Here is a 13,365-nt window from a genome sequence, read left to right on the forward strand (position 1 = left end):
CCATTGCACCCGCTGAGCAGCACACAGGCTGCCAGAAGTGACTTGAGGGGGTTCATTTCGGCACACGGGGGTGGGTGGGTGATAGCGCAAATATATCAGTGTGCCATCACTCGGTCGATAGCCTTAGACTACCGTTCGGCTGGATCCAATTTATTCAGCGTATCGCATTTTGTACAGGCCGTTTCTTGACCTTACCCCCATGGCAAGGTCTACCCTGCCCTTTTTCACCCAGCAGGAGCACACCGTGATCAGACTTGCCAGTTTCCTTCTTGCCGCCACCCTGTGCAGCGCTGCTTATGCAGACGACACGGACGCCATGAAAGCCGAATACCAGCATGCCGCCCATGGCATGTCTTCGGACATGAACATGAACGCCACCAGCGACAACCCCGACGTGCTATTCGTGCAGGGCATGCTGCCCCACCACCAAGGCGCGGTGGACATGGCGAAAACCGAACTCAAGTACGGCAAGGACCCGGAGATACGCAAGCTGGCCGAAGGCATCATCAAGGCCCAGGACGCCGAAATCGCCCAGATGAAAGCCTGGCTGGCCAAGCAACCCAACTCATAAGCTCGGCGCACACCGCTGTGGGAGCTGGCTTGCCAGCGAGCGTTGGCGCCCTCGACAGCTCGCGGGCAAGCCAGCTCCCACACACGAGCCGCCGCTACAAGTCCTTGATCCCTCGCGGTATAATCACCGATCGATGGTTAAGATACCTCCCACCTGAAACGTTTAAGCTGCTGATAACGTTCACGCATAGGATGATGCGAAAACGACATCAACGGCTCGGGTGCGTGTGATAATCTCCCACCATTTTCGTATCGGCTCGCACGGTTACATCCGGCTTATGCCACATTGAGGAGCGGTCATGCCCAGAATTTCCCACCAAGGTCTGCGTCGCGCGTTTCGCCAACTGCTTGCCTCCAATGCCTGCTTCCACACCGCGTCGGTCTTCGACCCCATGTCGGCCCGCATCGCTGCGGACCTGGGCTTTGAAGTCGGCATTCTTGGCGGTTCGGTCGCTTCGCTGCAGGTGCTGGGCGCCCCCGACTTTGCCCTGATCACCCTGAGCGAATTCGTCGAGCAGGCCACCCGTATCGGCCGCGTCGCCCAGCTGCCGTTCATTGCCGACGCTGACCATGGCTACGGCAACGCCCTGAACGTGATGCGCACCGTGGCCGAGCTGGAACGCGCCGGCGTCGCCGCGCTGACCATCGAAGACACCCTGCTGCCCGCCCAGTTCGGCCGCAAGTCCACCGACTTGATCTCGGTGGCCGAAGGCATCGGCAAGATCAAGGCCGCCCTGGAAGCGCGCATCGACCCGGAACTGACCATCATTGCCCGTACCCACGCCGGCGTGTTGTCCACCGAAGACGTGATTGCCCGTACCAAGGCCTACCAGGAAGCCGGTGCCGATGGTATCTGCATGGTGGGTGTGCGTGATTTCCAGCACCTGGAAGAGATTGCCCAACACCTGAGCGTGCCGCTGATGCTGGTGACCTACGGCAACCCCGCCCTGCAGGACGATGACCGCCTGGCCAAACTGGGCGTGCGCATCAGCGTGGACGGCCACGGCGCCTACTTTGCCGCCATCAAGGCCACCTACGACTCGCTGCGCGAACAGCGCAAGCTGACCCGCAGCACCCAGAACCTCAGCGCCACCGAACTGACCCACACCTACACGCTGCCAGAAAGCTACGTGGCCTGGGCCCGCGAGTTCATGGACGTCAAGGAATAGCCTGCACCCCCGCTCTGCGCCAGCGGCGACACAGCCGCCAGTACACTGCGCCATTGATCAGCAGCACCACGCTGCCCAGCACCAGCTGGATACCCGCCGTCAGCCCGGCCGGGTAGATCACTGGCAATAGGTAGTGTTCCACATACCCCCCCGCATACCCCTGCTGCCCCGCCTGAAGGCGCAACAGATTTTCCCAGTACGTCAGCGGACAGGCCAGGTGAAACACCTCCACCGCCACGCCCCACATCGCCGCCGGTACATGCAGCCACACCAGCGCGCGCCACTTGAGCAGCAACAGCCCGCCCAACAGCACAAAAATAATGAACAGGCTATGGAACAGCACCAGTCCGTCGGCAGCCATGCGGTAGATCATGGGGAATCCCTGTGAGGTGAATGCGCCATTGTTGGCCGTCGCCCCCAGCGGGTCAAGGCCGCCGCAGGTGCAGAATTGTTGACGCCCGCACAAAATATAAATATAGATATATCATTTAAAATCAACTGTTTACAGTTATTTACTCAATAACGACGACGCTTTTTTGCATGATTCTCGCTGTAAACGTTTGACATATTTGACGCGTTTGGCACACTGCCGACCCGTTGTACCGGACATCTGTGCACGGGGGACGGCCATCCCGGCAGCCACCCTTCGCCTGAGACCTCGTACGCATCCAAAAAAAACAATTTGTCTAGCGTTGCGCCAGCGTGCGTCCAGGTTCCTCCCCCTGGCCGGGCTGTGCGTGCGAACGGGAAGAACACATGCTGATCTGGTTTGTCGCGGTTTACCTGCTGATCACCGTGGGTGTCGGTTTCTACGCCTCCACTCGTGTCAAAAACTCCAAGGATTTCGCCGCTGCCGGACGCAGCATGTCATTCCCCGTGGTCACCGCCATGGTGTTCGCCACCTGGTTCGGTTCCGAAGCGGTATTGGGGATTCCGGCAGCGTTTATGAAAAACGGTTTCTCGGGCATCATCGAAGACCCCTTCGGTTCGTTCGGCTGCCTGATGCTGGTGGGCCTGGTGTTCTGCCGCCCGTTGTACCGCCTGAACATGCTCACCATCGGTGACTTCTTCCGCAAACGCTACGGCCCCAAGGTCGAGCTCTTCGTGAGCTTGGTGATCATCGGTTCGTACCTGGGCTGGATCGCCGCGCAACTGACCGCGCTGGGCGTGGTGTTCAATGTGCTCTCCGGCGGTGCCATCACTACCACCCAAGGCATGTTGATTGGTACCTGCATCGTGCTGGTCTACACGCTGTTCGGCGGCATGTGGTCGGTGGCCATGAACGACTCGATGCAGATGCTGATCATCGTCAGCGGCCTGTTCTACCTGACTTACCTGCTGGGCAACATGGCCGGCGGCCCGCTGAATGTGATCCACAGCGCTGCCGCGGCGGGCAAGTTCACCATGGTGCACAGCATGTCCTCCAAAGACATTCTGGCGTTCCTGGGCGCGGCGGTGACCATGATGTTTGGCTCCATCCCTCAGCAGGACGTGTACGCCCGGGTGATGTCGGCCAAGACCGAGAAAATTGCCTCGCGTGCCTCGATTGCCGGTGCCTGCTGTTACCTGACTTTCTGCATGCTGCCGATTTTCCTGACCTACGCCGCATCCATGATCGACCCGCAGATGGTCAACGAACTGCTGGACAGTGACGCGCAGATGATCCTGCCGCGGCTGATCATGGAGCGCACCCCGCTGTTCGCCCAGATCATGTTCTTCGGCGCACTGCTGTCGGCAATCATGTCCACCGCCTCCGGTACCTTGCTGGCGCCTTCGGTAACCTTCACCGAAAACGTGCTCAAGCGCGCACGCCCGAACATGACCGATCGCCAGTTCCTGCTGGCCATGCGTATCACCATTGCGGTGTTCGCCGGCCTGACCTGCCTGTTCGCGCTGTATTCGACGTCGAGCATTTACGAGATGGTGGGCAACGCCTACAAGGTCACCCTGGTGGCGGCGGTAGTGCCGTTGTTTGCGGGGCTGTTCTGGAAGCGCGCCACCAACCAGGGCGCAATCACCGCGATCATTTTCGGCCTGACCTCCTGGGGCCTGCTGGAAATCACCCACCAGGACAGCGACCTGTGGCCGCCGCAACTGGCTGGGCTGCTGATCAGCGCCTTGGGCATGGTGATTGGTTCGCTGCTGCCGCCATTGAGCAAGCGCGACCGTGACAATGACTTTGATGGTGCGGTAGCCAGTCACTGAAACCCGGCCTTCGGCAACCGCCCAGCCTGTGTAGCCACTGCCCAAGGCAGCGACTGCACAGGCTGGGCGGCCAAGGGCTACGTGGTCTCAATAACCGCTGAGTATTTGCACGATGGCGCCGGTGGTGATGGCCACCAGCACGTAGTCACCGTTCACGTACAACCAGCGATGGTCACGTGGCGGCTGGCGCAGGTGACGTGAATGCCAGTCGGTGACCCAGTAGCGGTCGCCACGGTACTGGGGTGGCGCAAAGCCGCCGCGGTGCCATTCGTTATGAGGCCGTGGCATGCCCGGTTGCGGATGGTAGGCCTGGTCACGGCTTGGCCCCGGACGGTACTGCTGCTGGCCACCGTGTTGTGGCGGACGGTTCTGCCCGCCGCCCTGCTGCGGTGGCCGCCCTTGCTCCTGCGGCCTGCCCTGGCCACCGCCCTGAGGCGGCCGCCCTTGCTGGCCACCCTGGCCCCGGTTGTCGGGGCCACCGTTGTCAGGCCCCGGCTGGGCGAAACTGGCCAGCGGCGTAAGCAGCATCAGCCAGGCACAACCTACCGCGATGATCTTGTTCATGTAGCTCTCCATTGGGCTGTCGAACCGTGGAGCGCACGGTTCGATGACACGCCTTTGAGTATCGGCCAGAAAAGGTGCAGGTAACGTCTGCAAAAGGTAAATTTACCGTCAGTTTCGCGGCAGCACCGTGGCGGCCGCTGGATCCTCGGAGGAACGCCCGCGCAGGAACAGTTCCGGGTAGCGGTTCCATAGATCCATCAAGGCTTGCACCGAGCGCGACGCCTGCTTGAGCTGTTCGGCAACCTCATTGAACTGCTCGCGCTGGGGCGAGCCCTCGGCGACACTATCGACCGCGCCATGCACGGTTTGGTTCGCTTCAAGCAAGGTATCGCGCAATTCAGGTACCACTTGCTGGTTGACCTGTTGCACCATCAGGGGCAATTGCTGGAAGGCGCGGGTGAGGTTGTGCGACAGCGCCGCCCCCTGGATGCGTCCGGCCGACGCCATGATCTGCTTGAGCTGGTCTTCCATCAGCGACAGGCTGCCGGCCACGGAGGGCACCTCGATGGGCCGCGCCGAGTAGTCGAACGTCACGGGCGGCGCGTTGGGCACGAAGCCCAGCAGTATGTACTTCTGATCGGTCAAGAGGTTGCCCACCCGCACCTGGGCACGCATACCGTGCTCGATGAAGCGGCCTACCAGCATTACCGTGACGGACTCGTCGTCACGGCCCATGTCCTTGTGCAGTTTCTCGTGCACGGCGCCCAGCCGGTTGGGGTAAATCACCGCGCCAACCCGGGTCATCGGTTGCTGGCGCTGCTGATCGTACTCCAGGCTTACCGACGTCACCTGACCAATGCCCACGCCATAGAACTCCACTGGCGCGCCCACCGCCAATCCGCGCACCGAGTCATCGAAGTGCATCTGCAGGTAGCGTGCATACCCCAGCGGGCGCGCCAGGGCGTCGTCGCGCTCGCTGAACAGGGTGAACCGGCTGTTGGCCTCGGCCACGGGAGAGTCCGCAGGGTACACCGGTGCCTGAAAGGCGACGGCTCCGTTGAGTACCGCAGCCATGGATTCGACATTGACCTCGCGGCCGCCCACGCCCACGCTCAGGTCTACGCCGCTGGCGTTCCAGAACCGTGTGTTGCGGGTAACAAAGCGGTCATTGGGGGCGGTCACGAACACCGTGACATCGACGCCATTGCCCTCGCCGCTCAACCCCGTGCCAATCACCCGGCCCACTTGCACGCGGCGAAAGTAAACGGGCGAACCGACGTTCAAGGACCCCAACTCGTCGGCATGCAACACAAACCGGCTGCCTTTCTCGCCGAAGCTAATGGCCGGCGGGTGCTCCAGGCCGCGAAAGCGCTCGGCCGTTTTGCCACTGCTGCCCGCATCGGCACCGATGAAGCTGCCGGTGAGCAGCGTGGCCACACCGGAAATCTCATTGAGGCCGATGCGCGGGCGCACCACCCAGAACCGCGTGCCCTTGTCGGCGAAGGCTGTGGCCGACACCTGCAATTCGATGGACACGTCCACGCGGTCACGGGCCTTGTCGATGTCGATGGCCACGACCTTGCCAATGGGCACATGCTTGTACATCACCTGGGTGCGGTTGGCTTCCAGCCCTTCAGCGGTCTGGAAGGTCACGGTAATGCGCGGGCCCATGCCCAGGAAGTGCCCCGACAGCACCAGCACGGCGGTGATCACCGCTGCCAGAGGCAGCAGCCAGAACAGCGACAGGCGTAGGGACAAGCGTTGGCTCACGCGGGGCATCCTGTGTGACGGGTGTCACTCAGTAATAGGCGATGATGCGGCGACCGGGGCCGCCGTTGGGCAGATAGCGGGCCTGATGTTCAGGCCCGCCGAGTGGTTTTATACCGCTGAACGACGATAGAAGCGATAGCGCGGGAACCAGAAGTTGCGCTCGATGGCCTGCAGCAGGGTGTCTTCCGGGGTTTCCAGGGCCACGCCATCGGCCTGGGCCTGCTTGGCCACGGCCACGGCGATCTTCTTGCTCACCGCCTGAATGTCCTTGAGCGGCGGCAGCACCGCGTCGCCGCTACCGGTGACTACCGGCGAGCATTCGGCCAGGGCATTGGAGGCCGCCATCAGCATGGCGTCGGTGATACGCGTGGCCTTGGCCGCCACCACGCCCAGGCCGATACCCGGGAAGATGTAGGCGTTGTTGCACTGGGCAATCGGCAGGCTGCGGCCGTTGATGTCCACCGGCGCGAAGGGGCTGCCGGTGGCGACCAGGGCGTTGCCTTCGGTCCATTCCAGCACCTCGGCCGGCGTGGCCTCGACGCGCGAGGTGGGGTTGGACAGCGGCATGATCAACGGCTGCTTGCAGTGGGCATAGACTTCGCGCACCACTGCCTCGGTGAACAGGCCACGCTGGCCCGACACGCCGATGAGGATCGTGGGCTTGGCCTGCTTGACCACTTCCAGCAAGGCAATGCCGTTGTCATCGCGCTGCCAGCCTTTAACCGCGTTGGCACCGTGGGCCAGGCGCATCTGGAAGTCGTGCAGGCCACTCATGTCATCGGTCAGCAGGCCGAAGCGGTCAACCATGAAAATGCGCTGGCGCGCCTCGCTTTCCGACAGCCCTTCAAGCTGCATGGCCGCGACAATGTGCTCGGCAATGCCGCAACCGGCGGAACCGGCGCCGACAAACGCCACCACCTGTTCGCCCAGCGTCTGGTTCTTGACCTTGCAGGCCGCCAGCAAGGTACCCACGGCAACCGAGGCGGTACCCTGGATGTCATCGTTGAAACAGCACAGCTCGTCGCGGTATTTCTCCAGCAACGGCATGGCGTTGGCCTGGGCGAAGTCTTCGAACTGCAACAGCACGTTCGGCCAGCGACGCTTCACCGCCTGGATGAACAGGTCGACGAATTCGGCGTATTCCTGGCCGGTGACGCGCGGGTGGCGCCAGCCCATGTACATGGGGTCGTCCAGCAGTTCCTGGTTGTTGGTGCCCACGTCCAGCACGATCGGCAGGGTGTAGGCCGGGCTGATGCCGCCACAGGCGGTGTACAGCGACAGCTTGCCGATGGGAATGCCCATGCCGCCGATGCCTTGGTCGCCCAGGCCGAGGATGCGCTCGCTGTCGGTGACCACGATGATCTTCACCGAGTCCTTGGTGGCGCTGCGCAGGATGTCGTCGATGCGGTCGCGGTCCGGCCAGGCAATGAACAGGCCGCGGTGGGTGCGGTAGATCTTGGAGAATTCCTGGCAGGCCTGGCCGACAGTAGGCGTGTAGATAATCGGCAGCATCTTGTCCAGGTGCGATTCCAGCAGGCGGAAGAACAACGTTTCGTTGTTGTCCTGGATCGAGCGCAGGTAGATGTGCTTGTCCAGGTCACTGGCGCACTGCTCATACTGGCGGTACACGCGGTCAACTTGTTCCTCGATGGTTTCCACGTTCTGCGGCAGCAGGCCGATCAGGTTGAAATCGATACGTTCTTGCGGGGTGAAGGCACTGCCCTTGTTCAGCAGCGGCATTTCCAGCAGCGAAGGGCCGGCGTAGGCAATGTAGAGAGGGCGAGACTGGGTCGGAGCATTTTTCATGGTTGATTTCCGTCATCAGGCTTAAGCACTGCAATCACGGTATCGTCATCAGGCTGCATGGCCATGACACCGCAGGCTTTTGTTTTCACGTCAAAGAACCGATTACCGCAAGTTTGACACCCATGCGTCAAGTTGACGCAGCATGAAATTCTCGGCAGATGCACCAGATCGGGCACATGGCTGGCTTGTAAACGCTGCCGTCAGGCTGCGGCTGCATTAGGGCGCAGGAATGCCGGGGGTGGTGACACCACGGCATTGCTATAATGCGCAACCACCCATGACGGACTCTCATGAATGTTGCGCGAAAACGCCAATGACCTGCTCGCCTTTCTGGTGGTGGCCCGTGAGCGCAGCTTTACCAAGGCTGCGGCCAGGATAGGCGTGTCGCAATCCGCGCTCAGCCATACCGTGCGCAGCCTGGAGGCGCGCCTGGGGCTGCGCCTGCTGACGCGCACCACGCGCAGCGTCTCGCCCACCGAGGCCGGTGAGCGCCTGTTGCAAACCGTGGGCCCGCACTTCGACGCCATCGAGGTGCAGCTGGGGGCGCTCAGTGCCCTGCGCGATAAACCGGCCGGCAACCTGCGCATCAACGCCACCGACCACGCCCTGGACTCGCTGCTGCGGCCCAAGCTCAAGGCCTTTTTGCAGCAGTACCCGGACATCAAGGTGGAGGTATTCTGCGACTACGGCCTGGCCGACATTGCCGCCCAGGGTTTCGACGCCGGGGTGCGCCTGGGCGAACAGGTGGCCGATGGCATGATCGCCATGCGCATCGGGCCGGACATGCGCATGGCCGTGGTCGGCACCCCCGACTACTTCGCTCGCTACCCGACGCCCGAATCGCCCCGCGACCTCACGGCCCATCAGTGCAACAACCTGCGGCTGGCCACCCATGGCAACCTGTATAGCTGGGAATTTGCCAAGGGCGGCGAGTCGCTCAACGTCAAGGTCAGCGGCCAGGTTACCCTCAACGGCGTCTATCCCTTGCTGAACGCCGCCCTTGATGGCCTGGGCCTGAGCTACATCCCCGAAGATCTGTGCGCGCCCTACCTGACCAGCGGCCATTTGGTGCGGGTACTGGAAGACTGGAGCCCGGCCTTCGCCGGCCTGCACCTGTACTACCCCAGCCGCCGGCAGACCTCACCGGCGTTCGCGTTGCTGCTGGAAGCCTTGCGCTACCGCGCCTAACGCCGCAGAAAAGGACGCAGCCTGCGGCAGGGCCGAACGCAATTCCGGCGCCGCTTTCGCCGCTGCCGCCAGGCTGCGCCGGCCCTTTGCCTCACAGCCAATGCTCGGTGAACCAACGCCATCGAAGGTCAGTGAGTAACGCGCGTGATCAGGTAATTGGCCAGGTCCGGCTCGTCGTCCAGCTCGATGGCCCGCGCCGGGCGTGGCAGGTCTTCCAGCACCGACTCCCAGAACGCCAGAGCCGCGTCATCCTGGCGGTAGTAGCGAACCAGCCAGTTTTCATGGCCGCCCATCAACACCTGGGTGACCAACGCCTTGCCGATGCCCTGGCGGCGGTAGCGTTTGAGAATGAACAGGTCGGCCAGTTCCAGCGCCGAGATGTCCGGCAGCTCGCTGCGCTCCACCAGCAGGAAGCCGGCCACATGACCATTGACCAGCAACAGGTTGGCGCTCCAGTCCGGCTCCTGCCAGTAACGCATCAGGTGCTCGTCGTGAATGTAGTAGCGGCCATCTTCATCGACGTCTTCCTGCTCCCAGTCCGACGACTCGTAGGCGTAGAACTGATACAGGTTGCGGATCAACTGCGCCTGCTCCACCGAGGTGGGCAGCAGTTCAACGCAGAAGTCGTTCATGGCGCAAGCTCCCGGGCGGGAGGGCAAAGCGTGAAGCGGGTGAAAATCGAAGGCATGGAGTGTCCGGTAACAATGACCCAGGGCGCAGGCTCGAGGGAGCCTGCGTTGTTGCAGGGGCGCTATTGTTTACAAAAGTGTCGTTCATTGCCATCGGCAATTGACGCAAGGCCCTGTTCACGCCAGGGCGGCGGTGGCCTCGACCTCTATCTGCATGCCTTCCAGGGCCAGGCGCGGCACCGGGATCAAGGTGCAGGCAGGCTTCATCGCCGTGCCCCAGGCCAGGTCCGCCTCAGCAACCCAGGCGCGCAGCTTCGCTTCATTGTGATCGACAATCAGCAGGGTCAGCTTGAATACGTGCGTGAGCGACGCACCCTGGGACTGCAAGGCCGTCTGCACATTGGCCAGCGCCTGGCGCGCCTGGGCGCTGAAATCGCTGGCCAGTGTTCCGTCGAGCTCTTCGCCGCCCTGGCCGGCCACATACACCAGCCTCGCCTGGGCGGGCAGCGTGGCAACATGGGAATAGGCGTTGCCGGACGGGTCATACAGGCCGGACGGGTTGGACAATTCAAAAACGGTGCGGCTCATGGGTGTACTCCCTGACAAGTTAAAGGTGAATGACTATTCCTTGCGTGGACGCTGGGCCGCTCTGCACATCGGCTGCGGCGTTCGCCATACGGGCTATAGTGAGCAACTGAAGCCCCACGACTCTGCAATATCGCACAACAGTCCGATAATCGCACCAATTCCGCTTTAGGCACTCTCCCCCAGCCCCGATTTGCGGCACGCTATAGGCATGACGACAGGCAGTGCTACCAGCGAGCCGTCTGACGTCGCCGCCGACAGCGCTTCGGCTAAATTGATAACAAGAAGACGTGGCCAAGCCATTGGCCCGTGCCTTGATTCATTCACACTCCAGGAAAAACCAGGAGCTCGCTTTGATCAATAAAACGTTTGAGTCCGTGGCTGCCGCGGTAGAAGGGATTGCCGACGGTTCGGTCATCATGGTCGGTGGCTTCGGCACCGCCGGCATGCCTTCAGAGCTGGTCGACGGCGTGATCGCCACCGGTCGTCGCGACCTGACCATCATCAGCAACAACGCCGGCAACGGCGAAGTTGGCCTGGCTGCCCTGCTCAAGGCCGGTTGCGTGCGCAAGGTGATCTGCTCGTTCCCGCGCCAATCGGACTCTTATGTGTTCGACGAGCTGTACCGTGCCGGCAAGGTCGAACTGGAAGTGGTGCCCCAGGGCAACCTGGCCGAGCGTATCCGCGCCGCAGGCTCGGGCATTGGTGCGTTCTTCTCGCCCACCGGCTTCGGCACCCTGCTGGCCGAAGGCAAGGAAACCCGCGTGATCGACGGCCGCAACTATGTGCTGGAAATGCCGTTGCACGCCGACATCGCGCTGATCAAGGCCTACAAGGGTGACCGCTGGGGCAACCTGGTGTACCGCAAGGCCGCCCGCAACTTCGGCCCGATCATGGCCATGGCCGCCAAGACCGCCATCGCGCAGGTCAATGAAATTGTCGAACTGGGTGAACTGGACCCTGAGCACATCATCACGCCGGGCATCTTCGTCCAGCGCGTGGTTGCCGTGCCGACCTACCCTGTTTCCTCGTCCGCCAAAGCCGTTTGAGGCCTGCCATGACCATGAAAAAACTCTCGCGTAACGAAATGGCCCAACGCGTGGCCGAAGACATCAAAGAAGGCGCCTACGTCAACCTGGGCATTGGCGTACCTACCCTGGTGGCCAACTACCTGGGCGACAAGGAAGTGTTCCTGCACAGCGAAAACGGCGTACTGGGCATGGGCCCAAGCCCGGCCGAAGGCGAGGAAGACGACGACCTGATCAATGCTGGCAAACAGCACGTGACCCTGCTGACCGGCGGCGCCTTCTTCCACCACGCCGACTCGTTCTCGATGATGCGTGGCGGCCACATCGACATCGCCGTGCTGGGCGCCTTCCAGGTGTCGGTCAAGGGCGACCTGGCCAACTGGCACACCGGCGCCGAAGGCTCCATTCCAGCCGTGGGCGGCGCCATGGACCTGGCCACCGGCGCACGCCAAGTGTTCGTGATGATGGACCACCTGACCAAGACTGGCGAAAGCAAACTGGTGCCAGAGTGCACCTACCCGTTGACCGGCATTGCCTGCGTGAGCCGCATCTACACCGACCTGGCCATCCTGGACGTCACCCCGGACGGCCTGAAAGTGCGAGAAATCGTGGCTGACATCAGCTTTGACGAGCTGGAAAAGCTGAGCGGCGTGCCGCTGATCAAGTAATCCCTGCTGCAACCTGTAGCCGCTGCCGCCAGGCTGCGCTGGCCCTTACCTCGCTGAAGATCTGCAGCGTACTCAGGGGCCAGCGCAGCCTTTTTCGCTCATCGACGTTGACGTAACCGCTTTACCCACATCCGCCCTTCGTATCGCCATTTCTTCGAGTAAAAAAAGCTCCGGCAGCCACAGCACCAGACGGCCATGCAGCCCCACGCCACAGTCCCCGACGTCCTTGCGCGTCATCGAGAAAAAGTTGGCCGGCGGCTTCACTCTGTTCTTGATGCACAGGGTTGCAATGGTCCTGACACTTCGCTCCATATACGCCAAGGCCACCGCCCGTCCCTTATAGAAGCCATCCACATGAAGCTTCAAGGCACACAGGGTATCCCGATAGGCTTCATAGCCGGCAACCACGTAATGCTGATCCTTCACACTTCGTGTCAAGGACCCTTCCCTGACACGCTGATAATATAAATCATCACGCACCGAGAATGTCTTCCCACTGTAAAGATAGATATTCATGCTGAACCAATGATCTTCATGGACACGCCCCACGAACCTCACTGGAAACTTCGTGCAAACGGACTTCCTGAAAATGAACTGACAGGTTGAAGCACTATGCTTCTGTGAAACAATCAAATCCTGCAACAGACATTTCCCAGACTCAAACCAGCCACTGCGCTTGGAAGACGTGTCTCGACGAAGAAACTTCCGACCACTGCCCACATCAACAAAGGCACGCATGGAAAAGTAATACAGTTCCAACCCCGGATCGTTCTCCACCTGCCGCTGAAAACCTTCGAACAGGTCACTTCGGACCAGGTCATCCGGGTCACAAAAATAAACAAACTCCCCCTTGGCCAGCGCCAAGCCCTTCAAGCGCGCCACTCCCACGCCCTGATTCCGCTGGTTATGGATGGTCAATACGTCGGAATCGGCATACCGGGACTCAAGCAATTCAAGAGTCCCATCCGTGGAGCCATCGTTGATTACAATAATCTCCAGAGGGGGTACTGACTGCTGCAACAACGAATCGACGGCCTCCTCTACATACTCCCTTACATTATAAACCGGTAGAATTACCGTTATTCCCTTGCGCCCAGCCACATCAACTTCCTACATTGAAAAGTGCACACACAGCTAGCAAAGCGGATTGAGCGATTAAGTAGCATCCTCGCGCCAGCCAGCAGCAAAGCGCCATCCTCCCATGATGACTTTGTTCCACGCGAACGGCATTTTGTAACACTGT

Annotated in this window: 13 protein-coding genes; 6 read left to right on the forward strand and 7 right to left on the reverse strand. The window is 61.4% G+C overall.

The annotated features are described in order from the left end of the window. The first annotated feature begins 199 nt into the window (after positions 1 to 199). Complete coding sequence (gene copM, locus PMM47T1_RS12450; protein WP_008369185.1) at positions 200 to 571, forward strand: CopM family metallochaperone; 372 nt, start codon at positions 200 to 202, stop codon at positions 569 to 571. Positions 572 to 869: 298 nt separating this feature from the next. Then, the gene (locus PMM47T1_RS12455; protein ID WP_008369187.1) at positions 870 to 1,739 is read left to right on the forward strand and encodes an isocitrate lyase/PEP mutase family protein; all 870 of its coding nucleotides are present in this window, start codon (positions 870 to 872) and stop codon (positions 1,737 to 1,739) included. Here PMM47T1_RS12455 and PMM47T1_RS12460 read toward each other — a convergent pair. After that, the gene (locus tag PMM47T1_RS12460; protein ID WP_008369189.1) at positions 1,729 to 2,112 is read right to left on the reverse strand and encodes a DUF2784 domain-containing protein; all 384 of its coding nucleotides are present in this window, start codon (positions 2,110 to 2,112) and stop codon (positions 1,729 to 1,731) included. The genes PMM47T1_RS12455 and PMM47T1_RS12460 overlap by 11 nt on opposite strands. Before the next feature lie 383 nt (positions 2,113 to 2,495). Between PMM47T1_RS12460 and PMM47T1_RS12465 the strand changes: the two genes are divergently transcribed. Then, a complete protein-coding gene (locus PMM47T1_RS12465; RefSeq protein ID WP_008369191.1) occupies positions 2,496 to 3,944 on the forward strand; it encodes a sodium:solute symporter family protein in 1,449 nt (482 codons plus the stop codon). An 87-nt stretch (positions 3,945 to 4,031) separates the two neighbouring features. Here PMM47T1_RS12465 and PMM47T1_RS12470 read toward each other — a convergent pair whose 3' ends face one another. The 3 genes from PMM47T1_RS12470 to PMM47T1_RS12480 form a co-directional block, all read right to left on the reverse strand. Continuing rightward, on the reverse strand, positions 4,032 to 4,508 hold the full coding sequence (locus PMM47T1_RS12470) for an RcnB family protein (protein WP_008369194.1): 477 nt from the start codon (positions 4,506 to 4,508) through the stop codon (positions 4,032 to 4,034). 108 nt (positions 4,509 to 4,616) lie between these two features. After that, the gene (locus tag PMM47T1_RS12475) at positions 4,617 to 6,218 is read right to left on the reverse strand and encodes a PqiB family protein (RefSeq protein ID WP_008369197.1); all 1,602 of its coding nucleotides are present in this window, start codon (positions 6,216 to 6,218) and stop codon (positions 4,617 to 4,619) included. A gap of 108 nt (positions 6,219 to 6,326) precedes the next feature. After that, on the reverse strand, positions 6,327 to 8,024 hold the full coding sequence (locus tag PMM47T1_RS12480) for an NAD-dependent malic enzyme (protein ID WP_008369198.1): 1,698 nt from the start codon (positions 8,022 to 8,024) through the stop codon (positions 6,327 to 6,329). A gap of 294 nt (positions 8,025 to 8,318) precedes the next feature. Between PMM47T1_RS12480 and PMM47T1_RS12485 the strand changes: the two genes are divergently transcribed. After that, positions 8,319 to 9,212, forward strand: coding sequence for a LysR family transcriptional regulator (locus PMM47T1_RS12485; RefSeq protein WP_008369200.1), 894 nt, complete (start codon positions 8,319 to 8,321; stop codon positions 9,210 to 9,212). A gap of 128 nt (positions 9,213 to 9,340) precedes the next feature. Here PMM47T1_RS12485 and PMM47T1_RS12490 read toward each other — a convergent pair whose 3' ends face one another. Together PMM47T1_RS12490 and PMM47T1_RS12495 are read right to left on the reverse strand one after the other, a co-directional pair. Beyond that, positions 9,341 to 9,844 (reverse strand): GNAT family N-acetyltransferase, encoded by a 504-nt coding sequence (locus PMM47T1_RS12490; protein WP_008369202.1) that lies wholly within the window; start codon positions 9,842 to 9,844, stop codon positions 9,341 to 9,343. Positions 9,845 to 10,018: 174 nt separating this feature from the next. After that, positions 10,019 to 10,429: a RidA family protein gene (locus PMM47T1_RS12495; RefSeq protein WP_008369204.1), complete on the reverse strand. Its 411-nt coding sequence runs from the start codon at positions 10,427 to 10,429 to the stop codon at positions 10,019 to 10,021. A gap of 350 nt (positions 10,430 to 10,779) precedes the next feature. Here PMM47T1_RS12495 and PMM47T1_RS12500 point away from each other — a divergent pair, with 350 nt between their 5' ends. Beyond that, positions 10,780 to 11,475 carry a 3-oxoacid CoA-transferase subunit A gene (locus PMM47T1_RS12500; protein WP_008369205.1) on the forward strand — a complete coding sequence of 232 codons (696 nt, stop codon included), beginning with the start codon at positions 10,780 to 10,782 and terminating at the stop codon, positions 11,473 to 11,475. An 8-nt stretch (positions 11,476 to 11,483) separates the two neighbouring features. Then, complete coding sequence (locus PMM47T1_RS12505) at positions 11,484 to 12,122, forward strand: 3-oxoacid CoA-transferase subunit B (RefSeq protein WP_008369208.1); 639 nt, start codon at positions 11,484 to 11,486, stop codon at positions 12,120 to 12,122. A 72-nt stretch (positions 12,123 to 12,194) separates the two neighbouring features. Here the strand turns inward: PMM47T1_RS12505 and PMM47T1_RS12510 are convergent, their stop codons facing one another. Further along, complete coding sequence (locus PMM47T1_RS12510; RefSeq protein WP_008369210.1) at positions 12,195 to 13,223, reverse strand: glycosyltransferase family 2 protein; 1,029 nt, start codon at positions 13,221 to 13,223, stop codon at positions 12,195 to 12,197. Between the last annotated feature and the right edge of the window lie 142 nt (positions 13,224 to 13,365).

Source organism: Pseudomonas sp. M47T1, assembly GCF_000263855.1.
Taxonomy (GTDB): Bacteria; Pseudomonadota; Gammaproteobacteria; order Pseudomonadales; family Pseudomonadaceae; genus Aquipseudomonas.

Coding starts and splice junctions, on each gene's coding strand:
- copM (WP_008369185.1), top strand. CDS start 200: ATGGCAAGGTCTACCCTGCCCTTTTTCACCCAGCAGGAGCACACCGTG.
- PMM47T1_RS12455 (WP_008369187.1), top strand. CDS start 870: ATGCCCAGAATTTCCCACCAAGGTCTGCGTCGCGCGTTTCGCCAACTG.
- PMM47T1_RS12460 (WP_008369189.1), bottom strand. CDS start 2,112: ATGATCTACCGCATGGCTGCCGACGGACTGGTGCTGTTCCATAGCCTG.
- PMM47T1_RS12465 (WP_008369191.1), top strand. CDS start 2,496: ATGCTGATCTGGTTTGTCGCGGTTTACCTGCTGATCACCGTGGGTGTC.
- PMM47T1_RS12470 (WP_008369194.1), bottom strand. CDS start 4,508: ATGAACAAGATCATCGCGGTAGGTTGTGCCTGGCTGATGCTGCTTACG.
- PMM47T1_RS12480 (WP_008369198.1), bottom strand. CDS start 8,024: ATGAAAAATGCTCCGACCCAGTCTCGCCCTCTCTACATTGCCTACGCC.
- PMM47T1_RS12485 (WP_008369200.1), top strand. CDS start 8,319: ATGTTGCGCGAAAACGCCAATGACCTGCTCGCCTTTCTGGTGGTGGCC.
- PMM47T1_RS12490 (WP_008369202.1), bottom strand. CDS start 9,844: ATGAACGACTTCTGCGTTGAACTGCTGCCCACCTCGGTGGAGCAGGCG.
- PMM47T1_RS12495 (WP_008369204.1), bottom strand. CDS start 10,429: ATGAGCCGCACCGTTTTTGAATTGTCCAACCCGTCCGGCCTGTATGAC.
- PMM47T1_RS12505 (WP_008369208.1), top strand. CDS start 11,484: ATGACCATGAAAAAACTCTCGCGTAACGAAATGGCCCAACGCGTGGCC.